23 protein-coding genes are annotated in these 22925 nt (G+C 62.4%); 14 read left to right on the top strand and 9 right to left on the bottom strand.

Annotation, left to right across the window (positions count from 1 at the left end; translation table 11 throughout):
- Positions 1-81: 81 nt before the first annotated feature.
- The 5 genes from ACN9MV_RS31380 to ACN9MV_RS31400 form a co-directional block, all read right to left on the bottom strand.
- Positions 82-933: an alpha/beta hydrolase gene (locus ACN9MV_RS31380; protein ID WP_426390799.1), complete on the bottom strand. Its 852-nt coding sequence runs from the start codon at positions 931-933 to the stop codon at positions 82-84.
- Between the two features lie 59 nt (positions 934-992).
- Positions 993-1904 carry a SphA family protein gene (locus tag ACN9MV_RS31385; protein WP_426393217.1) on the bottom strand — a complete coding sequence of 304 codons (912 nt, stop codon included), beginning with the start codon at positions 1902-1904 and terminating at the stop codon, positions 993-995.
- Between the two features lie 102 nt (positions 1905-2006).
- Positions 2007-2513, bottom strand: coding sequence for an aromatic-ring-hydroxylating dioxygenase subunit beta (locus tag ACN9MV_RS31390; RefSeq protein ID WP_426390800.1), 507 nt, complete (start codon positions 2511-2513; stop codon positions 2007-2009).
- 37 nt (positions 2514-2550) lie between these two features.
- Positions 2551-3879: an aromatic ring-hydroxylating oxygenase subunit alpha gene (locus ACN9MV_RS31395; protein WP_426390801.1), complete on the bottom strand. Its 1329-nt coding sequence runs from the start codon at positions 3877-3879 to the stop codon at positions 2551-2553.
- A gap of 248 nt (positions 3880-4127) precedes the next feature.
- Positions 4128-4862 carry a dienelactone hydrolase family protein gene (locus ACN9MV_RS31400; RefSeq protein WP_426390802.1) on the bottom strand — a complete coding sequence of 245 codons (735 nt, stop codon included), beginning with the start codon at positions 4860-4862 and terminating at the stop codon, positions 4128-4130.
- Positions 4863-5001: 139 nt separating this feature from the next.
- Here ACN9MV_RS31400 and ACN9MV_RS31405 point away from each other — a divergent pair, with 139 nt between their 5' ends.
- From ACN9MV_RS31405 to ACN9MV_RS31425, 5 genes are all read left to right on the top strand, one after another.
- Positions 5002-5916, top strand: coding sequence for a LysR family transcriptional regulator (locus tag ACN9MV_RS31405; protein WP_426390803.1), 915 nt, complete (start codon positions 5002-5004; stop codon positions 5914-5916).
- Positions 5917-6080: 164 nt separating this feature from the next.
- Positions 6081-6842 (top strand): SDR family NAD(P)-dependent oxidoreductase, encoded by a 762-nt coding sequence (locus ACN9MV_RS31410; RefSeq protein WP_426390804.1) that lies wholly within the window; start codon positions 6081-6083, stop codon positions 6840-6842.
- Positions 6843-6887: 45 nt separating this feature from the next.
- The gene (locus ACN9MV_RS31415; protein WP_426390805.1) at positions 6888-8057 is read left to right on the top strand and encodes an NAD(P)-dependent alcohol dehydrogenase; all 1170 of its coding nucleotides are present in this window, start codon (positions 6888-6890) and stop codon (positions 8055-8057) included.
- 121 nt (positions 8058-8178) lie between these two features.
- A complete protein-coding gene (locus tag ACN9MV_RS31420) occupies positions 8179-9474 on the top strand; it encodes an MFS transporter (RefSeq protein WP_426390806.1) in 1296 nt (431 codons plus the stop codon).
- A gap of 402 nt (positions 9475-9876) precedes the next feature.
- Positions 9877-10332 (top strand): guanylate cyclase, encoded by a 456-nt coding sequence (locus ACN9MV_RS31425; protein ID WP_426390807.1) that lies wholly within the window; start codon positions 9877-9879, stop codon positions 10330-10332.
- 161 nt (positions 10333-10493) lie between these two features.
- Here the strand turns inward: ACN9MV_RS31425 and ACN9MV_RS31430 are convergent, their stop codons facing one another.
- From ACN9MV_RS31430 to ACN9MV_RS31445, 4 genes are all read right to left on the bottom strand, one after another.
- Entirely contained in the window at positions 10494-11546 is a 1053-nt protein-coding gene (locus ACN9MV_RS31430; protein ID WP_426390808.1) for an asparaginase, read from the bottom strand.
- A gap of 250 nt (positions 11547-11796) precedes the next feature.
- Positions 11797-12405: a glutathione S-transferase family protein gene (locus tag ACN9MV_RS31435; protein WP_426390809.1), complete on the bottom strand. Its 609-nt coding sequence runs from the start codon at positions 12403-12405 to the stop codon at positions 11797-11799.
- Between the two features lie 29 nt (positions 12406-12434).
- Entirely contained in the window at positions 12435-13253 is an 819-nt protein-coding gene (fghA, locus tag ACN9MV_RS31440) for an S-formylglutathione hydrolase (protein WP_426390810.1), read from the bottom strand.
- A gap of 45 nt (positions 13254-13298) precedes the next feature.
- Complete coding sequence (locus ACN9MV_RS31445; protein WP_097201034.1) at positions 13299-14405, bottom strand: S-(hydroxymethyl)glutathione dehydrogenase/class III alcohol dehydrogenase; 1107 nt, start codon at positions 14403-14405, stop codon at positions 13299-13301.
- A 632-nt stretch (positions 14406-15037) separates the two neighbouring features.
- On the opposite strand from ACN9MV_RS31445, the gene ACN9MV_RS31450 reads away from it, so the two are divergent.
- From ACN9MV_RS31450 to tnpC, 9 genes are all read left to right on the top strand, one after another.
- Positions 15038-16216, top strand: coding sequence for an aminotransferase class V-fold PLP-dependent enzyme (locus ACN9MV_RS31450; protein WP_426390811.1), 1179 nt, complete (start codon positions 15038-15040; stop codon positions 16214-16216).
- Positions 16217-16255: 39 nt separating this feature from the next.
- On the top strand, positions 16256-17155 hold the full coding sequence (locus ACN9MV_RS31455; RefSeq protein ID WP_426390812.1) for a transporter substrate-binding domain-containing protein: 900 nt from the start codon (positions 16256-16258) through the stop codon (positions 17153-17155).
- A gap of 33 nt (positions 17156-17188) precedes the next feature.
- The gene (locus ACN9MV_RS31460) at positions 17189-17956 is read left to right on the top strand and encodes an amino acid ABC transporter permease (RefSeq protein ID WP_426390813.1); all 768 of its coding nucleotides are present in this window, start codon (positions 17189-17191) and stop codon (positions 17954-17956) included.
- A complete protein-coding gene (locus ACN9MV_RS31465; protein WP_047786840.1) occupies positions 17953-18645 on the top strand; it encodes an amino acid ABC transporter permease in 693 nt (230 codons plus the stop codon). Before ACN9MV_RS31460 ends, ACN9MV_RS31465 begins: the two co-directional genes overlap by 4 nt.
- A gap of 19 nt (positions 18646-18664) precedes the next feature.
- Positions 18665-19456, top strand: a complete 792-nt coding sequence (locus ACN9MV_RS31470; RefSeq protein WP_426390814.1) for an IclR family transcriptional regulator — start codon at positions 18665-18667, stop codon at positions 19454-19456.
- Positions 19457-19757: 301 nt separating this feature from the next.
- Positions 19758-20198: a helix-turn-helix domain-containing protein gene (locus ACN9MV_RS31475; protein ID WP_426393218.1), complete on the top strand. Its 441-nt coding sequence runs from the start codon at positions 19758-19760 to the stop codon at positions 20196-20198.
- Positions 20199-20452: 254 nt separating this feature from the next.
- Positions 20453-20842: an IS66-like element accessory protein TnpA gene (tnpA, locus tag ACN9MV_RS31480; protein WP_426390815.1), complete on the top strand. Its 390-nt coding sequence runs from the start codon at positions 20453-20455 to the stop codon at positions 20840-20842.
- The gene (gene tnpB / locus ACN9MV_RS31485) at positions 20839-21177 is read left to right on the top strand and encodes an IS66 family insertion sequence element accessory protein TnpB (RefSeq protein ID WP_426390816.1); all 339 of its coding nucleotides are present in this window, start codon (positions 20839-20841) and stop codon (positions 21175-21177) included. The genes tnpA and tnpB overlap by 4 nt, the downstream gene beginning before the upstream one ends.
- Before the next feature lie 78 nt (positions 21178-21255).
- Positions 21256-22854 carry an IS66 family transposase gene (gene tnpC, locus ACN9MV_RS31490; protein ID WP_426390817.1) on the top strand — a complete coding sequence of 533 codons (1599 nt, stop codon included), beginning with the start codon at positions 21256-21258 and terminating at the stop codon, positions 22852-22854.
- Positions 22855-22925 lie beyond the last annotated feature (71 nt).

Consider the following 22925-nt stretch of genomic DNA (forward strand, 5'->3'; position numbering starts at 1 on the left):
GGTCCGCTAACCATCGCCACCTTGTAGGGGTCTGGCCCGCCGGGACCGTCCACGCCCCCCTACACCGTCGGCGCAACACAATCACACACAGCAGCTGCGCGCAAAGTCCAGGATCTCGTCGGCTAAGCGATGGTCCTGTGTTCCCAAGTGGTAGGCCAGCGAGTAGTGGTTGTGGCCGCTGGCGATCCAGGCGCGTGGCGCGCGGCCGTGGTGATCAAGTCGACGCTGCATCAGACCCAGGAACTCGGTCTGGAAACGCGGCGGATCGAATTCGGCACAGCATAGCAGCAGCGGCGTGCTCGTCTGCACGATACCGAGCGCTGGAACCCGCCGTACGTACTCCTGTGGATCGCGACCGTAGTAGGCAGCGTCGCGCTCGCCATCCGAAGGTGTCAGCCCATAGAGACCAGAAAGCAGCACAGCGCCCCGGACCGATGGCGTCTGTGAACGCAGATGCAGATGCGTCGCGACGTGCGTGGCACCTGCCGAGGTGCCCACCAGAACGATTCGGTCCGGATCACCGCCATGGCTTGCAGCGTTGTCGCGCAGCCAATCGACAACGTGCCCCACATCCTCGCCGCCGGCTGGCCAACCATCCTGAGGCGCGAGACGGTAGTTCATCACCACGCCGAGAAAGTTGTGTCGCGCCGCGAAACGACCTGCGTGCGCCTCGAAGGGATGCTCGGTCGAACGTTTGTCCCCACGCATAAAGCCGCCGCCATGCACCCACACTAGGATGGGAGCCAAGGCATGGCCACCGCTGCCGCTGTACAGGTCGAGCCGGTGGCGGGGATGCGGCCCATACGGCACATCGAGTGCCGAGGGGACGAGCTCGGCGGCGAGGCGCTGCTGCTCGGGTAGGTACAGGCGATGAACCTGCGCAATCGCTTCGGGGCCGAGCCGCTCGCTCTGCGCGGCAAGTGTCTCTCTCATTGTCATTGCATTGTTTTCAGCGTATTGCACCTTGGCACTCTCTGACGGTTCCCAATGGTCTAGGGCGCAGCGCGCTGGCCAACCCACAGAGGGAGCGAGAAGTTCAGCCACAGCGCGTGGCTTTTGGAAGTATTGGCTGCATAGATGCCGTGCTGGTAGTTGATATTGATGCTCAGAGGGCCCGCGTCGTAGACGATGGAAGGTCCGATGCCAAAGCTTCGGCTGCGGTTGTCCCTTATGACAACGCCCTGTCGCTTGTCGTCTTCGTACTGGTTCAAGTAGCCGCCGACGACACCGAGCTTCCACTTGCCAAAGTTCCAGCCTGCGCTGAAATCGGCCGCAACGGCATTTCCGGAGCGATACCCTGTGTCGCCGTTCGTGCGGTTGAACATGAAGCGAGTGAGTAGACCCACGTCGGGCCCATTGGGCTCGTTGTAGCGCAGCGCGAGCACGGGCTGCACCGACGTGTAGCCAACTGCTACGCTGGGACGGGAGGCGCTGTAAGACCCATTAGCCATTGCGACGTCCAGTCCGGCGATTGCGGCAAGATTGGGGCTCAGGGACCATTGCAGAATCGCAGGCGAGAGCGTGACATTCGACAAGCCGTTGTAGCGGCCGCTGCTGCCAGCAGCATCCAGGTGTAAAGTCACGGCGGGCAGCACGACCTGCGAATAGACGTTGGCTCCAAGCCAAGTTACAGGGTACGCAGCGACAAGGCGCGTGGTGGCAGCGAACGATGACGACTGAAACGGCACTGGCAGCTTGTTGCCGTTGTTGTCGTAAAGCCCATTCGATGCCCGATAACTGAACTGCTCCTGCACGAATAGCCCCGGGATTGGTGGCAGGGACGCGATGGACGCGCCTGATGCGCCTACAGGGTACGGCGAGACGCCTCCCTCCAGCGCGTGGACGGGCGCACAGGCCAAAGTGACCCAAGCCGTTACGGCAGTCGCCGCCGGCAGTCTTCTCATCATGTTGTCTCCTAGTTTGCGCACCTTGTAGCGGTGCCTACGTTGACGCGAAATAACCCCCGGCGTACCCGGTAGTGCGCCTATGCGGCGACACAGCGAGCGCTAGAGATAGACCTGCAGAATCGCGTCGTGGATGCCATCGCTATCGATCAAATCCACGCGCTGGGAGCGAATCTTCCAATCGCCCTCATCACACCGCGCCAGATGGTGGGTGTAGCTGCCGACGTAGTGCTTGAACGCATCGCGTCGGAACTGCGTGACGTGAAAGCGCGATCGCACCACAACCGATCCGTCATCATTGGTGGCGACGATGCGCACATTGCCGATGACGTGGCTGCTGCGCGTAATAGGTTGCTGGCCACCCGTTCCATGGTCAAGCAGGCGTTCACAGCGCGCCGCCATGCTTGGCACGTCATCGAAGAGGAACGACAGTTGGGTCTTGGGGTCCGTATCCCCCGCTCGCGCCGGGATCCAGTAGGTGGCATTCGGCATGAACAGATTGATCCAGGCTTCGTAGTCACGCGTGTCTATGTACTCGGCTTGGCGATAGAGGAAGTCCTCGGCGTCGCCGCGACTGAAGCAAAGGTGGTTTTTTGCAGTGGTCTGCATGTGGTGTTTCCCTTGTGCGGTGCGGGTGATGCGTGGCTCAGCGCGCGGACATGTACTGGCTCCAGGCCTGATACATGTTGCGCATGCAGACCTCCGAGTTGCCGTTCGCGCCTTTGAGGCTCCCCCCAATCGGGATGTCTCGGTTCGCCTCGCGGCTGAGGATCACCCAGTCCGAGGCGGGGCCCTTGAGTCCGGCGTGGACTCGGTAGTACGCCTCGAAGTCGTCGGCGGCGACGATGTTGGCCGGTGAGTTGCCGATGTTGGCGGCCGTGATGGCGCGGCTGGTGAAGCTATCGGGTGCACCCTTGAGCCGGAACACCCAGATCTCGAGCAAAGTCCGGTCGACGGCAAGCGGACGGATCACCCTCAGCTGCTGCAGCGAAGGCTGCATCAGCGCCGTCGGGAACAGCATGGCGTTATGGTAGTTTTGCGAAAGGATGCGTTGCGTGCCCTCCTCGCCGTGCTTGGCGATAAGGTCACTCTTGTACTTCTCCGCATCAGGGCCCTTCGGTTCAGGGGCGAAGGCCGCCATATCGAAGTGGCCGTTCGTATGTGCGACCAAGTCGGTCTTGGCCATCTGGTCTGGCGCCCCGGCCAGCAGCGTCGCCACCTGCAGCCCGCCAGGGTGCTCGATCTTGTACTTCTCCAGAGTGCGCTTCGCCGCGCGTGCGGTCTGGTGGTGCACGAAAGAGGTGTGCAGACCATCACTCATGTTGTCGATGAAGATCTTCCAGTTGCTGTTTTGCACCGTGCGGAAGCAATCGCCGACGATCTCGATCTGCCCTTCTGGCGCTCGATCGACAACGCTGTCGAATCCCCGTATGCCCTCTCCCGCCCACGACTGAAAATCGGGGCCATCTGCCGCCAGCGACGCAAATACATAGCCCCTGTAGTTCTCAACGCGGGGCAGCCGTTTCATGCCATTGGCACGGTTCGCCGGGTCGAAGCATGTGCTGTCGTATCCCGCGCGGACCGGCACGCCCGCCAGCGAGCCATCGGGTTCAAAGCTCCAGCCGTGATACCAGCACACAAGCCGCTTGGCGTGGCCAGAGCGCTCGGGGCACACGATCGCGCCCTTGTGGGGGCAGCGGTTCTCCAAAACGTGGATGCTGCCGTCCGGATGGCGCGTCATGACCACGGGCTGACGTCCGACCTGCGTCGTGAAGTAGTCGCCGGCGTTGGGCACTTGACTCTCGTGGCCGACATAGATCCACGCTCGTCCGAAGATACGGTCCATCTCCAGTTCGAAAATCTGGGGATCGACGTACACCCGGCGGTGCACACGCTCGGCCTCTACCAGACGCCCGCAGTCCAATTCGGCCGCCGGGGTGTGCCGCACGGATTCCAGATCCAGTTGTGCGTTCATGAATTCGTTCTCCTTGGGTTGTCAATGTCTAAATGCGGGCGGGCGGCCGCCTCTCCGCGCCACTGCGGTGGCGCGGCTTCGTCCTGTCCGCTTGTGTGTCTCTTCGCCTGTATCGAGGCCTATCGCTATCGAAGCGACCGCTGTGCGCCAACGATGCACGGCCCGTGCGGGGTCTGCTCGGCCATCGGCGGGCGACGGGGTCATGCCTCGTATCTGCGCGACCGCCGTGCGGGATGCACTGCCCGGGCCTATCCCCGCAGTTGGGAAAGCAGGCGCATGGCTTCCTCCCACGATGCGCGGGCTGCTGCAGCGTGGTAGTGCGAATTGCTCTCCATCATGTAGGCATGACCGGCACCCGGGTGGACATGAAACGCACTACCAGTGGCTCGTGCCACAGCCCCTACCTTCGCTAACTCCTCTGCCGGTGCGAAGTCATCCTGCTCGCCGTAGTGGAAGGCAACCGGACACGCAGGCCGGTCGCCCGGCTGAAGGTACTTGGACACATGGGTTCCGTGGAATGACACGACCGCCTCCACTTCCAAGCCATCGCAGGCTGCACGCCAGGCGTGCGGCCCGCCGAAGCAGTAACCCAGCACCGCGACTTTGCCGCTGCATGCTGGGTGCCGGCGCACATAGTCGATGGCAAGCCGCAGATCGTTCATCGAGGTGTCGAAATCGGTCCGCATCACGCGGCCGATAGCGCGGGGAACCTCGGCCTCGGATAGCACGATGGGGTCGGTGTCGCGCCAGAAAAAGTTGGGGGCCAGCGCGACATAGCCGTTCTGCGCCAGCCGCTCGCATGTGTTGCGCGTGTCGCGGTCCACGCCAAAGATGGAGGTCACCACGACAACACCTGGCACCTTAGGGCTACTTGTCGATGGCGAGGCCAGACAGGCATCGATGGAGCCGCCCTTGGCAGCGATCTTCACGTCCTCGGACGTAATGGCAGCCGAGGCTGCGATGGAGTGGGTTGGGATGTTCATCGTCATGTCTCCTGATGGCGAGCAACCTTGCTCGCTTTTTTTGCGCGCTGCCTCGTACGGCATTGCGTGGACCGAAGCATTGACGATCCTAAAAATTTGATCAATAAAGTTTTAATTAGATCTACTATTTGGCATGCAAATGAAGGATCTGGATCTGCGCTTTGACCTCAACCTGCTACGTGTACTGGTGGCCATGCACCGCACACGCAGCGTCTCGAAGGCCGCAGATGCCTTACAACTGAGTCAGCCGGCCACCAGCTTGGCGCTGGGGCGTCTGCGCAAGGCCGTGCACGACCCGCTGTTCGTGCGTTCGCGCGCCGGCATGGTCCCGACCAGCCGCTGTACCGAGTTGGCCGATGCAGCCTCTGAGGCGTTGTCCGCATTCAATGCGCGACTGCTAAGTCCGCCGACCTTCGATCCAGCCAGCTCGCGCCGGGACTTCGTCATCGCTGCCGTCGATGTCGGGGAGCTGCATTTCCTGCCACGGCTCATGGTGCACCTGCACCAGATGGCGCCGCACTGCAACCTGCGGTGCAAGACATTCGCGATAGACGAGGTCGAAAGCGCCATGGAGGAAGGCCGCTGTGACCTTGCGCTGGGCCTGTTCTCCGGCTTGGCACAGTCGTCGTTGCACGTCCACAAGCTGTGCTCGCAGCGCATGGTCTGCCTCGTGCGATCCGACCACCCCGAGGTACGCTCGTCGCGGTTGTCCATGGCACGCTTCCTGGCGCTGTCACACGTGGTGGTACGGCCTACCGGCATCAGCCAGGAGTTGTTCGAGGCGCAGTTGAAGGCGCATGGCGGCGAGCGGCGCGTGCAACTGGTGATGGAGCACTTCATGGCCGTGCCCTCGATCATCGCCGCCACTGACCTGATCGTGACCGTTCCGCGCACGGTGGCCGACTACGCCGTGCGTATCGAGCAACTGCGCGTGGTTGAGCCGCCGATCAACATCGAAGCCTTTCCCTTGAGCGTTTTCTGGCACCCCTGTTTTCACCTCGACCCTGCTGTGCAGTGGCTGCGCGCATTGGTGGTACGCCTGTTTTCGCAGTGACAAAGCGTGAAGGCGCCCTCTGGCGTACCAATTATTTCTCTCGCAAATAGTTGATCTTAGGCGTAGCCGATTGCCCGAGCAGCCGCTCAGTCAAATACTGCCGCATCGCCGTGACGCCTGACGGATGGCGTCCCACACACAAGGCGGCGACAGGAGACAACGCGATGCAACAAATAACAGGGCGTGCCATCGTCATCGGTGGCGCCGGCGGGATCGGCAGTGCCGTCTGCCGCACACTGGCAACGCAGGGCCATCAGGTCGTGGTGGCCGACTTCAATGAGGCGCGTGCGCGAGAAGTGCTCTCAACGATGGATGGCCGGGGACACACGCTGGAAACGCTCGATGTGACGGACCCGGATTCCGTCAGTTCCACATTCGAGCGCATCGAGGCGCAAGATCCAGCCCGCGTGCTGGTGGTTGCCTCGGGCGGCCCGCAGGTGCATTTGGGGCAGCGCGCCGACCTTGTCACCCTGACCCGCACGACCTGGGACCGCACTCTCGCGCTGAACCTCACCGGGACATTCTGCTGCCTGCAGACCTTTGCGCGGCAGCGGCTGGCCAGACCGCTAGCGCACGCGCGCGTGATCTTGCTGGGCTCCACGGCCGGCGCCGTGGCCGGCAGCGGTGTCGACATTGCCTATTGCGCCGCCAAAGCGGCGCTGCTGGGACTGGCGCGGCAGGCCGCGTTCGAGCTGGCACCTGCCGGCCTCACCGTCAACGTGGTCGCGCCGGGGCCGGTGGGCACGCCTGAGTTCTTCAGCAACACAAACACGGAGATCCGGAAAGAAATCGCTTCGCTCACCCTGCTCGGCCGCCTGGCGACGCCGGAGGAAGTTAGCGCAAGCGTGGCATACGTAGCCTCGGCGCAGACCGACTTCGTCACCGGTGCCACCCTCGCCATCAATGGCGGTGTCCACATGGCCTGAGTGGCCGATGCCATTGCATTGCCGACCTCGCCGAAGGAGCACACTATGCACATCACCGCCGCCGTATCGCGCCCCAACACTCAGGTACCTGAACTGGAGGAGATCGAGTTAGAGCCACCACGTGGCGACGAGGTGCTTGTCCGCATCGTCGCCACTGGCATCTGTCACACCGACATCCACAGCCACGCCGGACATGGCATCGGCCGCATCGTGCCTAAGCCGATCGTGCTCGGTCATGAAGGCGCGGGCGTGGTGGAAGCCATCGGTGCCGACGTGACCACCTTGCGCGTGGGCGACCATGTGGTTCTGTCCGGCGGCTCGTGCGGGGCCTGCCCGAGTTGCCGCGCGGCGCGCCCGACTTACTGCCGCCATGCCATGCAGGCGGGCTTCGGCGGACAGCGCCTGGATGGCAGTTCGCCGCTGTCGCAAAACGGCGCCCGCCTGGCCGGCTCGTTCTTCGGGCAGTCTTCTTTCGGCACCTACGCCGTGGCCGCAGCGCGTACGGCAGTTCCTGTGCCCAAGGACGTTCCGCTGCATCTGCTTGGTCCGCTGGCCTGCGGCATGATCACCGGCGCCGGCTCGATTATCGAGGCCTTCAAGGTGCGCCCAGGGCAATCGGTGGTGATTTTCGGCACTGGCGGCGTGGGTCTAGCGGCCGTCATGGGCGCATGCATTGCAGGCGCGGCGCGAGTTGTCGCGGTAGACCTGAACGCGCGGCGCTTGGCACTGGCCCAAGAGCTGGGAGCGACCGACGGCGTACCGTCGGGCGATGGGATGGACGAGGCGTTGCGGACGATCCTGCCCGACGGCTTTGATTTCTCCTTCGTCACCGCTGATCACCCCAGCGTGTACGCCTCCGCGCTCTCCTGCCTGGGTGCGCAAGGCAGTTGCGGCATCGCCGTTGCACCCCGCGGAGAATGGTCGGTTGATGTCGCGCATCTACTCGCCGGTGGCCGCAAGCTGCAGGGAATCATCGGCGGTTCGGCCAATCCGCAAACCTTCATCCCGATGCTGGTGGAGTACTGGCGGCAGGGGCGCTTTCCCTTCGATCGCCTGATCCAGACCTATCCATTCGCTGATATCGCGCGTGCCTGGGACGACGCGATTTCGGGTCGCACGGTCAAGCCGGTGCTGCTTATGCCCCACGGGCTGAACCATCTTGCCCAGGCCGCGACAAGCCCAGATCAGCCCGCCGGGGACGTCTCTATTGCCTGACGCCCCGGCACGCTTGCGTCTGCGGCGCAAGCGATGTCGCCCAAGCTTTCGCCCCCCCGCTATCGACACTCTGGCGTGGCGATTGTCCAACCTTCTACATCCAACTTCCACCCGCACGCCTATGACTCCCTGCACAGCCACCCAGACGAAAGACGCTGCCGGCGACCATGTCGCCCCGTGGGACACGCGCTACGAATTTAAGGCCATAGGACTGCTGACCATCGGCTATGGGCTAGTCGGTCTGGACCGCTTCATCATCAATCCACTGTTCCCCGTAATGCAGAAGGATCTGGGGCTGGACTACCAGGACATGGGCCTGATATCGGCCTCGCTCGCGCTGGCTTGGGGCACTGCGGCACTGTTCTCGGGCGGTCTAGCCGACCGCGTGGGCCGCAAGAACGTTCTGGTGCCGGCGCTGCTAGCGTTTTCCCTGCTGGTCGCGACGAGCGGCTTGGCCGTTGGGCTGTTGAGCCTGCTGCTGGTCCGCGCGCTGATGGGGCTGGCAGAAGGCGCGTACACGCCCGCTTCGGTCGTGGCTACCGTAGCCGCCTCCAATCCCTCACGCGTCGGCCTGAACGTGGGCATTCAGCAAATGGCCCAGCCATTAGTGGGCCTGGGACTAGGCCCCCTGATCGCGATTGGTCTTCTGAAAGTGCTGCCGAGTTGGCACTGGGTGTTCGCGGCGGTCGGGATTCCAGGCCTGGCGCTGGCGCTGCTGATGGCGCGGGTGCTGCGCAAAGACGCCCCGGCCACAAGGCCTGCTGTCGAACGCGGCTTCAGCGCGCGCCCACCCGGCGCGCGTGCTGCACTGCGCTATCCCGCAGTGCTGGTGGCCGGGCTGTGCATGGTGTGCTACCTGGGTGGCCTGATCACTCTCGCAACTTTCCTGCCCAGCTATCTAACCGACCACCTCGGACTGCCGCTTGAAACCATGGGCATGGTGATGGCAGGCCAGGGCCTTGGTAGCCTTGTCGGAATGGTGGTGGTCCCTGCATTCTCGGACCGCGCGGGCCGCAAGCCGGCACTGATCGCTGCACTGGTCGTCGGCGTTGTCGCATTGGGAGTGTTCACGGTCACCAGTCCTCAGCCCGTGATTCTGTTCCTGCTGCTATTCATCGCGCTCGGGTCGACCTCGGGCGCCATCGCCATCACACTCGGCCCGCTGACCAGCGCTGCGGTGCCTGCCACGCTGGCAACCTCTGCTACCGGAGTCGTGGTGGGCATGGGGGAAATCCTCGGCGGAGCACTGGCGCCGGCGCTGGCGGGCTGGGCCGCCAAACAGGCAGGTATTGCAATCATTCCGCATTTGGGGCTGGCGGCACTGATGACGGGCTTGGTGTTGGTTCTGCTCTGCGTGCGTGAATCCGGAACGATATCGCGCGCCACGACCGGAATGCCAGTTCGGCCTGAAGACTAACCGGGCTCCTCCGGGGCTGCGGCCGAACCGGCGCACATGCCGTCCTAGTTGCTCGCGCGGACCAAATAGGCCGGACGACGCCCGCCAAGAACCCACGGTGTTAGTGCCGATGCAATCTTGACCAGCTGGGGGTTCGGACGAAAACTTGGACTACCAGAAGGTAGTTCGTGTCTTCATATGAAGACAAAATTCGAGCGGTCGAGCTGTACATCAAGCTCGGCGAACGCATCAGACCGAGGAGCAAACCACCGCGGGCGAAGCACCGCGCGGCACGTCTGAATTCTCGGCAAGCTTGAATAGCGAGCCTGCTGCAGGGGAGTACTTTAACTATGCATGTGCACCCCGCATCGTGCTAGATTTATCGGCCCAGCACCCGACTCGCGTGAAAGCGCCGGGAGGCCCATGTCCCAGTCCCGCGACTTCAATGCATTTGCTGCCGTCCTTAAGGCCAGAGGTGCGCGCGCGGCGCTCGCGTATTTGAATGACGGGGTGCCTCATAGATTCTCCGGCGTATACCGTATTGACGGCGACAACCTTCGCAATGTGCTGCTCGTGGACAAGCGGGGAGAGATTCGCCCGGCTTTCCTCGAGGTGGTGCCTATGGACGCGAGCTTTTGCCAGTTCGTCGTTCGTGACGGGTTGTTCAGGACCAACAACTCCGCAACCGATGCCCGACTTGACGGGCTCCCGTATCAGGGTGTCGTTGTCAGCTATCACGCCGTTCCGCTTGTTGACTCCGACCGGGTGCTCGTTGGCACGCTATCTCACTTCGATCTGATCGAGCGTTCGATTGATGACAGTGAGTTTGAGCTGCTCTATCAAGCGGGGCATCTGCTTTCCGACTTCGTTCCGCGTTGAACCCCGACTCCTCGTCCGCATACTGTCCCGAATACCGCAAGTTGAACTTCACCTCGGAGATGTTGGTGGTGCCAGGGTTGCCTGTAAGCGCACCGCAAGGGATATGTCCGTTGACCTAGAACGAACAGTAGGCCTCTCGCGCCTCACCCTGTTCAACTTGCTCAGTACGTTTCGAATATTCGTTGAATTACTTGTGCGTCGGTCGTCTTAGTGAGCGCAAGCATCAACAGGATCCGCGCCTTCTGCGGATTGAGCGAGTCAGCCGTCACGAATCCCATCTGATCATCGTTGTGCTCGCCGTTACGCTCAACGATACCGCCGTTGACTCGTGCAGCTCGCACAAACGGTATGCCTGCTTTGACCAGGCCGAGCGCCGCAGGTTGCATCGCCTTCGGCACGCTGCCGTTGCCGGTGCCGGCATAGACGACGCCCTTGACCTTGGCATTCACCGTGTCCGTCAGCGAAGGCGGCTCTACACCGACAAAGCTGTACACGATGGACACCTTGGGCAGCGAGCTCAGCGCGGCAACATCGAATTCAGTGCCGATCGTGTGTTTGCGAATCGGCTCGCGATAGAACCTGGCACGGCCTGCCTGGATGTATCCCAGCGATCCGAAATCGGGGCTGGCGAATGTGTCCAGGGTGAAGGTGTTCGTCTTGGTCACGTCCCGCGCGGCAAGGATGCGGTCGTTCAAGGTAACCAGTACGCCCTTTGCCTTTGCGTCTGCGCTGCTGGCGACGATCACTGCGTTGAGCAGGTTCGCCGGTCCGTCTGCACCCGGACTTTTCGAGCCGCGCATCGAACCCACGAGAACCACGGGTTTGCTGCTCTTCACAACAAGATCGAGGAAATATGCCGTCTCTTCCATGGTGTCGGTGCCATGCGTGACAACAACACCCTGTACGTCGTCGCGGGCCAGGAGCTGATTGATGCGCTTGGCCAGGGTCAACCAGTTCTCGACGGTGATGTCCGGACTCGAGACCTGGAAGAGCTGCTCTGCCGAGACCTTGGCAACCGAGCGGATCTGGGGAACCGCATCGATGAGTTGATCGACAAGAAGTTTCGCTTCCTTTGAGTCGGTTTGCGCAATCGTGCCGCCCGTGGCGATCACCACGACGTTCGGCTGCGGTATTGCCTGTTGCGCCAGCGCTGGAGCGCTTGAGAGAAGAACGCTCAACGAAAGTGCTGCAGTTTGGAGGACTTTAGAAATCATGGGGCACCTCGTGGGTTGATGGAACTTTTATCCTGAGAGAGCGAAGCAATGGTCATGCGCAATGCAACTTGAGCCGTCCGGATTTCGGGCGCTTTCGAGGTGCTCCGTTGAAAAAGGCGTGCTGTAACTCGCCCTCTTGCCGGTCAAATTGAAGCGTCCGAAATTCGATGCATAAAAGACGTGTCTTCAAGACCTGTCATCGCCGAGAAAATCATTGGAGCGGGGGAGCGCACGCCCCCGCTGCTCTACGTCAGGCCGCGACAGGTATTCCTGGCATCGGAATGAATCCGGGCAGGCGCTTGATGCGCTCGATCCACGCCAACACATTCTTGTACGCGCTCAGGTCGATACCACCTTCGCCGGCAAGCGCGGTATAGGGAAAGCATGCGATGTCGGCAATGGTGGGGCGATCGAGCTCAAGGAACTGGCGATGCGCCAGATGGTCATCCATGATCTTGAACACCCGGTTGGCACCGGCATGGAGCTTCTCAAGATCCAACGGATAGCTCAGCACCTTGACCAGGCGCGCAGCCGCGGCGTTCATCACTTCGCCGCCGCCCGTCGACAGCCATTGGGCGATCTTTCCTTGCGAAGTTGCGTCCTCCGGAAACCATTGACGCGTCTTGTCGTACTTGCCCGCGACGTAGACCAGGATGGCCTGTGCATCGCGCAGGCGCAACTCGCCGTCTTCGAAGATCGGGATCTCGCCGAACGGGTTGAGCGCCAGGTAGGGCGAGGTCTTGTGCTCCTTGTTGACGAAGTCCACGGCAACGGCGTCGTACGCGACCCCCAGGATGTTCAGGAACAGACGAATCTTGTAGCAGCTGCCGGAAATGTCGCAGTCGTAAAGTTTGGGCACGGTTGTCTCCTTGGGAGGGGTTAAAGCATTCAGCTCCGGCTGGAACTGAGGATGCGGTGGTGATGGCGAAGGTGATCGGCCATGAAGGTCTGGATGAAAAAATAGCCGTGGTCGTAACCCACATGCCAGCGCAACGTCAGTGGCTGGCCCGCCTTGGCACATGCCGCTTCGAAGCGGTGTGGATGCAACTGCTCGACAAGAAATTTGTCCAGAAGGCCTTGATCGATGAGGACGCCTTCCGGCCATGGTGCTTCTGTCTGCATTGCCATCAGCTGCGTTGCGTCGTGCGTAATCCAGGCTTGAGAGTCGATGCCGAGATAGCCGCCAAATGCTTTCTTGCCCCACGGCGCTTCGGTCGGCGCACAGATCGGCGAAAAAGCCGAGACCGACCTGAAGCGTCCCGGATGGCGCAGGGCGAGCGTCAGCGCACCGTGTCCGCCCATCGAGTGGCCGAAGATGCCGATTCGATCGCTCACGATCGGCAAGCTCTCGCAGATGGCAGGAAGCAGTTCCTCCATGAGGTAGCTTTCCATGCGCCAGTGCTTAGACCATGGCGCCTGCGTGGCATCGAGGTAGAAGCCGGCGCCGACACCGAAGTCCCAGCTGTCCGACTCGTCCTCGAAGCCTGCGCCTCGCGGGCTGGTGTCCGGTGCGATTAGCGCAATGCCCAGCTCGGATGCCAAGCGCTGGGCTCCTCCTTTGATCGGGAACGTCTCTTCGGTACAGGTCAAGCCTGCCAGATAGACCAGAGCGGGAACCTTCTGAATTGCACAGGCTTTCGGTAAATAGATCGAGAAGCGCATAGGCAGACCGATGACCCGCGACGCATGCTCGTAGAAACGTTGCATGCCGCCATAGCACGCGTGTTCTGAAACAACCCTGAAGCTCATCGCTCAGTACAGGACCACGCCGCGAATCGACTCGCCGCGCTTCATCAGGTCGAAGCCCTTGTTGATGTCCTCCAGCGGCATGGTGTGCGTGATCAGGTCGTCGATGTTGATCTTGCCTTCCATGTACCAGTCGACGATCTTCGGCACGTCGGTGCGCCCGCGTGCGCCGCCGAAGGCCGAGCCTTCCCACTTGCGGCCGGTGACCAGCTGGAACGGCCGCGTGCTGATCTCGGCGCCCGCTTCGGCCACGCCGATGATGATGCTGCGGCCCCAGCCCTTGTGAGTGCATTCGAGCGCCTGGCGCATCACCTTGGTGTTGCCGATGCACTCGAAGCTGTAGTCGGCGCCGCCATCGGTCAGCTGCACGATGGCATCGACGACGTTCTCGGTGTCCTTGGGGTTGATGAAGTGCGTCATGCCGAACTTGCGGGCCATGGCTTCGCGCTCGGGGTTCAGGTCCACGCCGATGATCTTGTCGGCACCCACCATCTTGGCGCCCTGGATCACGTTCAGCCCGATGCCGCCGAGGCCGAACACCACCACGTTGGCGCCGGCTTCCACCTTGGCCGTGAAGATCACCGCGCCGATGCCCGTGGTGACGCCGCAGCCGATGTAGCAGACCTTGTCGAAGGGGGCGTCTTCGCGGATCTTGGCGAGCGAGATTTCAGGGGCGACCGTGTAGTTGCTGAAGGTCGACGTGCCCATGTAGTGAAAGATCGGCTTGCCGTCGAGGCTGAAGCGCGAGGTGGCATCGGGCATCAGGCCCTTGCCCTGCGTGCCACGGATCAGCTGGCACAGATTCGTCTTGCGGCTCAGGCAGAACTTGCACTGGCGGCATTCGGGCGTGTACAGCGGAATGACGTGGTCACCCTTCTTGAGCGTGGTGACGCCGGGGCCGACGTCGACCACGATGCCCGCGCCTTCATGGCCGAGGATCGCGGGGAAGATGCCTTCGGGGTCGGCGCCCGAGAGGGTGTAGTAGTCGGTGTGGCAGATGCCGGTGGCCTTGATCTCGACCAGCACTTCGCCGAACTTCGGGCCTTCGAGGTCCACGGTTTCGATGGTGAGCGGGGCTCCGGATTTCCAGGCGACGGCGGCTTTGGTTTTCATGGGGTCGAGGTTCCTCAAGGTTCAATCGCCGGGACTGCGCGGCGACGTACGTTTTCCTCGCGGCGGATGGTGAGCAGCCAGCCTGTCCACGGAGCCCTGCAGTTGCAGAGCGCGGCGGATGGTATGTCTGCGCGCCGACTGGGTGTGTTCAGATTTCGATACGCAGCAGCCCGATGAGCACGCTCTCGCAAGGTGCCTCTTTCATCGTGTTCGCCCGCGCGGCGCCCGGGTCGGACGCGCGTCCGAAAAGTGCAACGCAAAAAATTCAAGGGCCGATTCCCGTTCGGACTTCGCCCCGGCATGGTGCGAGGCGTTGACTCCTGCGAGGGCGCGGTCTTGGGGTCGAGCACCTTCGTTCAGCGCTCCAAAACCCTGCGAGCAGCGTATGAAAGAGCCTGTTCGATGCTGCTTGTGGCGAAATTTTGTCTCGAAATTCGGACGCAACTTCCGGAGCGATCTGCCTGTACTTTCCCTTGGAAATTCGACCTTCGATATGGCCGAATATCGAGACGTGGCGACTCACAGGCACTCCTAGGATGACACCGTCGCATCGATTCACGTCACACGGTGGTCATGCGTTCCGTGCACCCGCCGCCCCACATCGGGGCAATGATTGATGAACTGAGGAAACCATGTCCGCCCTTCTCGAAATTGATTCCATCCGCCAGGAATTTCCGGTCACCAAGCGGATGCTCTACCTGGACTCCGCGCACCAGACACCCATGGCGACCTGCGTGCGCCAGGCGCTTTCCGAATTTCTCGCGGAAGGCAACGAAATGGCCGGCCCCAAGCCTGTGTGGATGCGCCGCGTCGAGCGCGCCCGGGAAGACGTCGCGGCGCTGCTGAATGCATCCCCCAGCGAGATCGCCTTCACGAAGAACACCTCCGAGGGCCTCAATATCGCCGCCAATGCCGTTCCGCTCGCAAGCGGAGACACCGTCCTGATGCTCGAGGGCGACCATCCGAACAATGCCTATGCCTGGCTCAACCTGAAGCGCAAGGGCGTGCAGGTGCGCTTCGTGAAGGTGGCAGACGATGAAATCGCGACCGCGGAGACCTTCGAGACCTTCATCGACGCCAGGACCAAGGTCATCTCGTTGTCGCACGTGACCTTCCATGCGGGCCAGCGGCACGACATCGCCAGCATCGGCCGCCTGTGTGCACAGAAGGGCATCTACCTGGTCGTCGACGTGATGCAGTCCGTCGGCGTGCTTCCGGTCGACGTCAGGAAGCTGGGCGTGTCCGTGCTGGCCGCTGGCTGCCACAAGGGTTTGCTCGTGCCCCAGGGCCTGGGCATCCTCTACGTGAAGGCCGGCCTGGATGAGTTGCAACCGGCCTACCTTGCGATGAGCAGCCTGGCGAATCCCCCCGAGGACTACATCGCGCGGCCCGACGATCTGGCGCCGCGCAAGGATGCCGGGCGTTTCGAGTTCGGCAACTACAACCTTCCCGATCTGCATGCCTTGTCGAGCTCGATCAGCCTCATCCGAAAGACCGGTGTCGAGCGCATCGAAGCGCATGTGCTCGAGCTGGGCGATCGCTTGATCGCACAGCTCGAGAAGCTCGATGTGCGCCTCGTCGGTCCACGCACCCGTGCCAGCCGTGCCCACATCTACGTGCTGGATCTGCCGGTCGCCGAATGGCTGGACTACTTCACGCAGAACCAGGTTCGCGTATCGCCTGAGCGCGGTGGCATCCGCATCTCCTTCGGACTCTTCAATACCTCCGAAGACGTCGACCAGGTCGTATCGCTGATCCAGCAGCGCCTGAGCCGCGGTGCCCACCCGAGCGCAGCGAGCCAGGTCGACTGATTGCCATCCGTTTTTCTTATTGACCGCAGGAGAATCTTCATGAACCCGAAGTCGTCGTTTCTCACCATCGCAGCCGCATGCCTGCTGGCCGCGAACATGCCCACCTTCGCCCAGACCGGCGGAGATACGCTGCAGAAGATCAAGGAAACCGGGGCGATCACGCTCGGCTACCGCGAGTCGTCCGTGCCGTTCTCGTTCCTGGACAGTCAGCAGAAGCCCGTCGGCATTTCGATGGACCTGTGCGCAGCCGTTGTCGACAAGGTGAAGCAGCAGCTGAACATGCCCAAGCTCGAAGTCAAGCAGGTGGCCGTCAACTCGTCGAACCGCATTCCGCTGGTCGTCAACGGCACCGTCGACGTCGAGTGCGGCGGCACCGCGAACAACGCCGCGCGGCAAAAGCAGGTCGCCTTCTCCGTGGCCACATTCGTCAGCCAGCCGCTCTGGCTGGTGCGTGTGGACTCCGGTGTGAAGAGTTCGGCGGACCTCAAGGGCAAGACCATCGTGGTCACGCAAGGCTCCAACGCCGTCGGCTTCGCACGCAAGTTCAATGAAGAGCAGAAGATGGCGCTGATGACGATCGCGGCCAAGGACCATGGCGAATCGATGCTCACGCTCGACAGCAACCGTGCCGTCGCCTGGCTCGAGGACGACATCCTGCTGGCGGGGGAGAAGGCGAACTCGCGCAACTCGGCGTCGTTTGCCCTCATGCCCGGCGGCTTCGACAATATCTACTACGGCTTGATGCTGCGCAAGGACGATCCGGCGTTCAAGGCCCTCGTCGACGGCGTGATCGGCAACCTCATGAAGAGCGGCGAGTACGACAAGCTCTACAAGAAGTGGTTTGAGTCGCCGATCCCGCCGCGCAACGTGAGCCTTGCCTTTCCGATGACGGAGAAGCTGAAGGAGCGAATCAAGGCCCCCAGCGACCGGATCGACTGAAGAAACACCATCTGAAACTGACCGGAGCTCGATGTGTTCGACGTTCTTTTCGAGACAGTCCAGGACGGCGAGGAGCTGTACCTCGCCTGGCTGCTCAATGGCTTGGGCTGGACGGTCGCCCTGGCGCTGGCGGGCTGGTGCGTAGCCTTCGTCCTGGGGGTGCTGGTCGGCTGTGGCCGGACCTCCTCCAACCGGGCGATCGCGCTGGCCGCGCGGCTCTACGTCGAGGTTTTCCGCAACATTCCCATCATCGTCCAGATGTTCCTCTGGTACTTCGTGCTGCCGGAACTGCTGCCGCCCGACCTCGGCAATGCGATGAAGAAGATGGTGCCGCCCTGGGGAGCCTTTTTTCCCGCGTTGATCGCGCTTTCGCTCTACACCGGTGCTCGCGTGGCAGAGCAGGTCAAGGCGGGGATCGAAGCGTTGCCCTACGGTCAGCGATCGGCAGCCAAGGCACTGGGCATGACCGAACTGGAGCTGTATCGCACCGTCCTGCTTCCGCAGGCGCTGCGCATCATCATGCCGACGCTGACCAGCGAGGTGATGGGCATCTTCAAGAACACGTCGGTGGCACTGACCATCGGGCTTCTTGAACTCACCGCCCAGGCTCGACAGATCAACGAGTTCACCTTCAAGACGTTCCAGGCCTTCGGGGCGGCAACCATCCTCTATCTGCTGCTCGCGCTCTCCGTCTATGCCGTCATGCATGGCCTGGAAAAGCGCCTTCGCACGCCCGGCACGGAACCCACGATCACGAGGCGCCGCCTCTTCCCGATGCGAAAGGAGGCAGCGAAGCCATGAACCACTTCGACTTTTCCGTGATCGCGCAGGCCTGGCCGTTCCTGCTCGACGGGCTGGTGTTCTCGCTGAAGCTCACCGCGGTCGGCTTTCTCGGCGGCCTGTTGCTCGGTATCGGCCTCGCTCTTGTGAGGCACCTTGAAGTTCCGGTCGCATCGCAGCTCGCAAGTGCGTACATCACGCTGATCCGCTCGGTGCCCCTGATCATGGTGCTCTTCTGGTTCTTCTTCCTGATGCCGCTCGTGCTGATGTGGATGACCGGAGCCTCGAGGCCGGTGCAGATCGGGCCCGTGTGGACGGCCTTCGTGACGTTCACGCTGTTCGAGGCCGCCTACTATGCCGAGATCATTCGCGCAGGGTTCAAGTCGATGGCAAAGGGGCAGTATGGTGCGTGCAAGGCGCTGGGGATGTCGACTTGGCAGACCTATCGACTGATCATCCTGCCGCAGGTTCTGCGTGTCGTCAGTCCGATACTGCTCACGCAGACGATCATCCTGTTTCAGGATACGTCGCTGGTCTACGTGCTGTCGGTCACTGATCTGCTGGGAGCCGCCTCGAAGATTGCCCAACGCGATGGACGCCTCGTCGAGATGTACCTGGCGGTCGCCGTGATCTACATGGTGCTTTCCTCGCTGACGTCGCAGCTCGTGGCCATTCTGAAAAATCGCTATGCCGTTCCTGGACGTCGATAGAGATCGGAATAATGCGGCCATGAGCACGATGACCAAGAAGGCGAAGAAGGCGTCGACGGCCGTTGTGGGAACGCCTGTCGAGCGGCTGTTTGCGGTCCTCAACCTGGCGGCAAAGATGGGCATGATCTCCGCCGCCGACATCGTCTATCTCCTCGATCTGCCCAGGCCAACGGCACACCGGATGATCGCCACGCTGGAGGAGCTACAGTTTCTCCAGAAGATGCCCGTCAAGGGCAAGTACGCCGTCGCCCCCAAGCTGGTTGGACTGGCGACGTCGATCCTGAGCTCCACCATCGTCTACGCGCCGATACAGGCGCTGCTGACGGCCGTCGCACAAAAGACCGGGGAGACCTGCGGCCTGGCGTTGATGTCCTCCGGCGAGGTGGAATACATCGCGAGCGTCATGGGGCAATCGCCCCTCACGCTCCAGTTCCAGGCCGGCCAGAAGGCGCCGCTCCACTGCACGTCCAGTGGACAGATCTTCCTCGCCGCACTGCCGCCAGACGAGCTTGCCAAGTTCATGGCCTCCGGCCCCTGGGAGCCACTGACACCCAAGACCGTCACCGAGCCGAAGGTGCTCCTCGAGCGTCTTCGGAAAGTGAAGAACCAGGGCTACGCAGCCAACGAGTCCGAGTACATCACAGGCGTCGTCGGTGCCGCAGTACCCATACAGAACACGGATGGTCAGGTCGTGGCGGCGCTCACGATCTCTGCGCCAAAGAGCAGGCGCACGCTGGAGGACGTCGTGGCGATGGTGCCGATACTGACGACATACGCGGATCGGATCAGGCGGGCGATCCAGCCCCGGTGAGATCTCGGCGGCGGGACACAGGGTCGCTCAAGCGCCAGCTCTGACTGGCTGCATCAGGGACAGCAGTTGCATGAAACAAGACGGCAAGTATCGTTTCACAGAACTCCTGCATGGACTTCATTCCGATTTCACCTCGGTCGCGCAAACTGCCTATCGACAGTGGTTCGGCGCTGGTAGAGGCCAGGGAGAAAAAAGCCGCTCAGGGAACCGCCTCGATGCCGACCGCTGTCGCTTTTCATGCCCGGACTTGAAGGTCCGGCAGCAGAATTGCAGCATTGCAACGGCGCGGCACAATGTGCCCATGCCAAATATTGCCTCGATCCTCAAAACCGAAATCTCCCGTGTTGCTCGCAAAGAAGTGCGCGCCGAGATCGAAACGCTCAAGAAGGCATCGGTCGCGCATCGCGCGTCGATTGCCGAGCTACGTCGCCAAGTGAATGCGCTCGAGAAAGAATTGCGCCGTGTTGCGAAGAGCGCGACGCGCTCCGCCACAGTGCCTGATTCGGCCAATGAAGCTGCAGAAGGTACGAAGCGTCGATTCAGCGCAACCAGGCTGGCGGCACATCGCGCAAAGCTTGGGCTCTCCGCAGCGAGCTATGGGCAGCTGGTTGGCGTGTCCGGGCAGACCATCTACCACTGGGAACAAGGCAAGGCACGCCCGCGGGCAGCGCAACTCGAAAGTCTTGCGGCAGTGCGAGACCTCGGTGCGCGCGAAGTTGCGGAACGCCTATCTACGCGATAGCGGGTTGTCGCAGCAAGAGCGAGGCGGCAGGATTTGCACATGCGCGAACCAGTAGCCCCTTGGCAGATTCGCATTGAATGGCAATAGATCTGGGTTCATTCACATTTATCGACGTTGCTTACAACCGCATCCACGAACTGTGGGCGTTGGCCTCCATGCTTACAGTCGCACAGTAAGCGACCGGCCGTCCCACCTTGAGAACTGAAGCCAAGCAGGAGACCATGCTGTCCATCTAAGTTAGCTGGACATCATCAATGGACGTCAATCCGAAGCAACGGCGCCGCCACAGTGCAGAGTTCAAGGCGCAAGTTCTGGCCGCCTGCGCGGAGCCTGGGGCATCGGTCGCGGCGGTCGCGCTGTCATTCCAGCTGAACGACAACCTTGTGCATCAATGGCGTCGCGGACGCGGGGCGAGTCCAGTTCCACCGGCAACGTCGACGACGGTTGCGAAGTCGGCATCGCAGTTCATCGCGCTGTCATTGCCCCCGCTACCACCGCCCTCGATGCCAGCGCCCGCGGTCACAGCTGCCGCTACCGAGGAGATCCGTCTTGAGTTCAAGCGTGGCGCGATCGGCGTGAACGTGACGTGGCCCGCCTCGGCGGCCGCAGGCTGCGCAGTGTGGCTTCGCGAGGTGCTGCGATGATTCGCATCGACGCGCTGTGGCTGTGCACGAAGCCAGTGGACATGCGCTCCGGTGCCGAGCGGCTACTTGCGCACGTGGTGCACGCGCTGGGAAGCGCGAACGCCCACCACGGCTATATGTTTGCCAATGCGCGGGCCACGCGCATCAAGGTGCTTGTGCATGACGGCTTCGGCGTGTGGTGTGCTGCGAGAAGATTGAACGTCGGTCGCTTCGCGTGGCCACGCGAGCTCGACACGGCGAAGCCGATCGCGCTGACGCAGGCGCAGTTCGATGCGCTCGTGGTCGGGTTGCCGTGGCAGCGGCTACCCGAGATGAGCGCGATCACGCGGCTCTAGAAGAAGGGCTCGAGAGGCGGTGCGTTGACAGCGCATCTCCCAGTGGCGGCGTGTCGCCGCCACCTGCATGATCCACGCATGCAAGAACTGCACGACCTCAAGGACGAAGACCTGCGAGGTCTGGCGCCGGAGTCCGTCGCCGCGCTGGCGCAGCAGATGCTTCAGCGCTTACGCCGCCAGGACAGCGAGATCAAGTTCAAGGATGCCAAGATCGAGAAGATCGCCTTCCAGCTCGCGCGGCTGAAGGCCTGGAAGTTCGGCGCGAAGACCGAGGCGATGAGCGCCGAGCAACGCCGTCTCTTCGAAGAGACGCTGGTTGAGGACGAGGCCAGCTTGCTGGCGCTGTTGCGGCAAGCCAAGGGCGAGGCGCCAGCGCCGTCCGAAGACAGCGCAATGACCAGGCGCGCGCCACGTCGCAAACCTCTACCCGACGAGCTGCGTCGCGTCGATCACCACCACGAGCCCGAGAACACGAATTGTCCGAGTGCGGGGTGCGGCAAGCCGATGACGCGTGTGGGCGAGGACGTCAGCGAGCGGCTGGACATCGTGCCAGCAGAGTTCTTCGTGCACCGCCACATCTACGGCAAGTGGGCTTGCCGCTGCTGCCAGTGCCTCGTGCAGGCGCCGGCGCTATCTCAGGTCATCGATGGCGGCATGCCTGCCGCTGGACTTGTGGCCCACACATTGATCAGTCGTTTCGTCGACCACCTGCCGTACTACCGGCAGGAGGCGATCAACGCGCGCTCCAGCGTGCACACGCCTCGCTCGACACTGGCAAGCTGGTCCGGGCAAGCCGGCGCGGCCCTGGAGCCGCTGTACGAAGCCCACAAACGCTTCGTGCTGGCCGCGCGCGTGTTGCATGCCGACGAGACGCCGGTAGCGATGCTCGACCCAGGGGCAGGCAAGACCAGACGCGCCTACGTTTGGGCCTATGCCCGCGGCGCCTTCGATGCGGTGCCGGGTGTGATCTACGACTTCTGCGTAGGGCGAGGCGCGCGGTTCCCCATCGCGTTCCTCGGGGCAGTGGGCAACGACCGCAGAGGTTGGCGCGGCACGCTGGTGCGCGACGAATACAAGGCCTACGACAGCGTGTTGAGCGCGGTGCCGGACCGCATGGCAGCCGGCTGCCTGGCGCACGCGCGACGCAAGTTCGATGAGCTATTGCACGACGGCGGGCGCAGCGCTGTCGCGACAGAAGCCTTGCATCACATCGCGAGAATCTACAGGGTCGAGCGCGAGATGGTCTCGATGACGCCCGATGAGCGTTTGGCCGGTAGGCTTGTTGGCACGTGGCCGCTGTGGAAGCAACTGCATGCGTGGCTCGCGCTGGAGCGAGGTCTCGTGCCTGACGGCAGCGCGACAGCCAAGGCGATCGACTACAGCCTCAACCACTGGCCAGCGCTCACCCATCACCTCCGTGACGGCGAGGTGAGCATCGATAACAACAGCATTGAGAATCTCGTGAGGCCATGGGCGATGGGACGCAAGGCTTGGTTGTTCGCGGGCAGCGAGCTGGCGGGCCAGCGCGCCGCGATCGTCATGAGCCTGGTGCAATCGGCCAAACTCCATGGCCATGAGCCGTGGGCCTACCTCAAAGACGTACTTACGCGCCTGCCGACGCATCTGAACAGCCGCATTGACGAGTTACTTCCTCATCGATGGCGCCGAGCGAGTTGATCGATCCACGCTTCATACAACCTAGTTCCTACCTCCAAGGAAACACGGAGGATTTGCCGGAATCTCGCTCC

The sequence above is a fragment of the Variovorax sp. R-27 genome (genome assembly GCF_049913215.1).
Taxonomy (GTDB): domain Bacteria; phylum Pseudomonadota; class Gammaproteobacteria; order Burkholderiales; family Burkholderiaceae_C; genus Variovorax.

What these genes read in the sequence shown, in the direction of transcription:
- ACN9MV_RS31380 (WP_426390799.1), bottom strand. Translation starts at nt 933, where the DNA reads ATGAGAGAGACACTTGCCGCGCAGAGCGAGCGGCTCGGCCCCGAAGCG.
- ACN9MV_RS31385 (WP_426393217.1), bottom strand. Translation starts at nt 1,904, where the DNA reads ATGAGAAGACTGCCGGCGGCGACTGCCGTAACGGCTTGGGTCACTTTG.
- ACN9MV_RS31390 (WP_426390800.1), bottom strand. Translation starts at nt 2,513, where the DNA reads ATGCAGACCACTGCAAAAAACCACCTTTGCTTCAGTCGCGGCGACGCC.
- ACN9MV_RS31395 (WP_426390801.1), bottom strand. Translation starts at nt 3,879, where the DNA reads ATGAACGCACAACTGGATCTGGAATCCGTGCGGCACACCCCGGCGGCC.
- ACN9MV_RS31400 (WP_426390802.1), bottom strand. Translation starts at nt 4,862, where the DNA reads ATGAACATCCCAACCCACTCCATCGCAGCCTCGGCTGCCATTACGTCC.
- ACN9MV_RS31405 (WP_426390803.1), top strand. Translation starts at nt 5,002, where the DNA reads ATGAAGGATCTGGATCTGCGCTTTGACCTCAACCTGCTACGTGTACTG.
- ACN9MV_RS31410 (WP_426390804.1), top strand. Translation starts at nt 6,081, where the DNA reads ATGCAACAAATAACAGGGCGTGCCATCGTCATCGGTGGCGCCGGCGGG.
- ACN9MV_RS31415 (WP_426390805.1), top strand. Translation starts at nt 6,888, where the DNA reads ATGCACATCACCGCCGCCGTATCGCGCCCCAACACTCAGGTACCTGAA.
- ACN9MV_RS31420 (WP_426390806.1), top strand. Translation starts at nt 8,179, where the DNA reads ATGACTCCCTGCACAGCCACCCAGACGAAAGACGCTGCCGGCGACCAT.
- ACN9MV_RS31425 (WP_426390807.1), top strand. Translation starts at nt 9,877, where the DNA reads ATGTCCCAGTCCCGCGACTTCAATGCATTTGCTGCCGTCCTTAAGGCC.
- ACN9MV_RS31430 (WP_426390808.1), bottom strand. Translation starts at nt 11,546, where the DNA reads ATGATTTCTAAAGTCCTCCAAACTGCAGCACTTTCGTTGAGCGTTCTT.
- fghA (WP_426390810.1), bottom strand. Translation starts at nt 13,253, where the DNA reads ATGCAACGTTTCTACGAGCATGCGTCGCGGGTCATCGGTCTGCCTATG.
- ACN9MV_RS31445 (WP_097201034.1), bottom strand. Translation starts at nt 14,405, where the DNA reads ATGAAAACCAAAGCCGCCGTCGCCTGGAAATCCGGAGCCCCGCTCACC.
- ACN9MV_RS31450 (WP_426390811.1), top strand. Translation starts at nt 15,038, where the DNA reads ATGTCCGCCCTTCTCGAAATTGATTCCATCCGCCAGGAATTTCCGGTC.
- ACN9MV_RS31455 (WP_426390812.1), top strand. Translation starts at nt 16,256, where the DNA reads ATGAACCCGAAGTCGTCGTTTCTCACCATCGCAGCCGCATGCCTGCTG.
- ACN9MV_RS31465 (WP_047786840.1), top strand. Translation starts at nt 17,953, where the DNA reads ATGAACCACTTCGACTTTTCCGTGATCGCGCAGGCCTGGCCGTTCCTG.
- ACN9MV_RS31470 (WP_426390814.1), top strand. Translation starts at nt 18,665, where the DNA reads ATGAGCACGATGACCAAGAAGGCGAAGAAGGCGTCGACGGCCGTTGTG.
- ACN9MV_RS31475 (WP_426393218.1), top strand. Translation starts at nt 19,758, where the DNA reads ATGCCAAATATTGCCTCGATCCTCAAAACCGAAATCTCCCGTGTTGCT.
- tnpA (WP_426390815.1), top strand. Translation starts at nt 20,453, where the DNA reads ATGGACGTCAATCCGAAGCAACGGCGCCGCCACAGTGCAGAGTTCAAG.
- tnpB (WP_426390816.1), top strand. Translation starts at nt 20,839, where the DNA reads ATGATTCGCATCGACGCGCTGTGGCTGTGCACGAAGCCAGTGGACATG.
- tnpC (WP_426390817.1), top strand. Translation starts at nt 21,256, where the DNA reads ATGCAAGAACTGCACGACCTCAAGGACGAAGACCTGCGAGGTCTGGCG.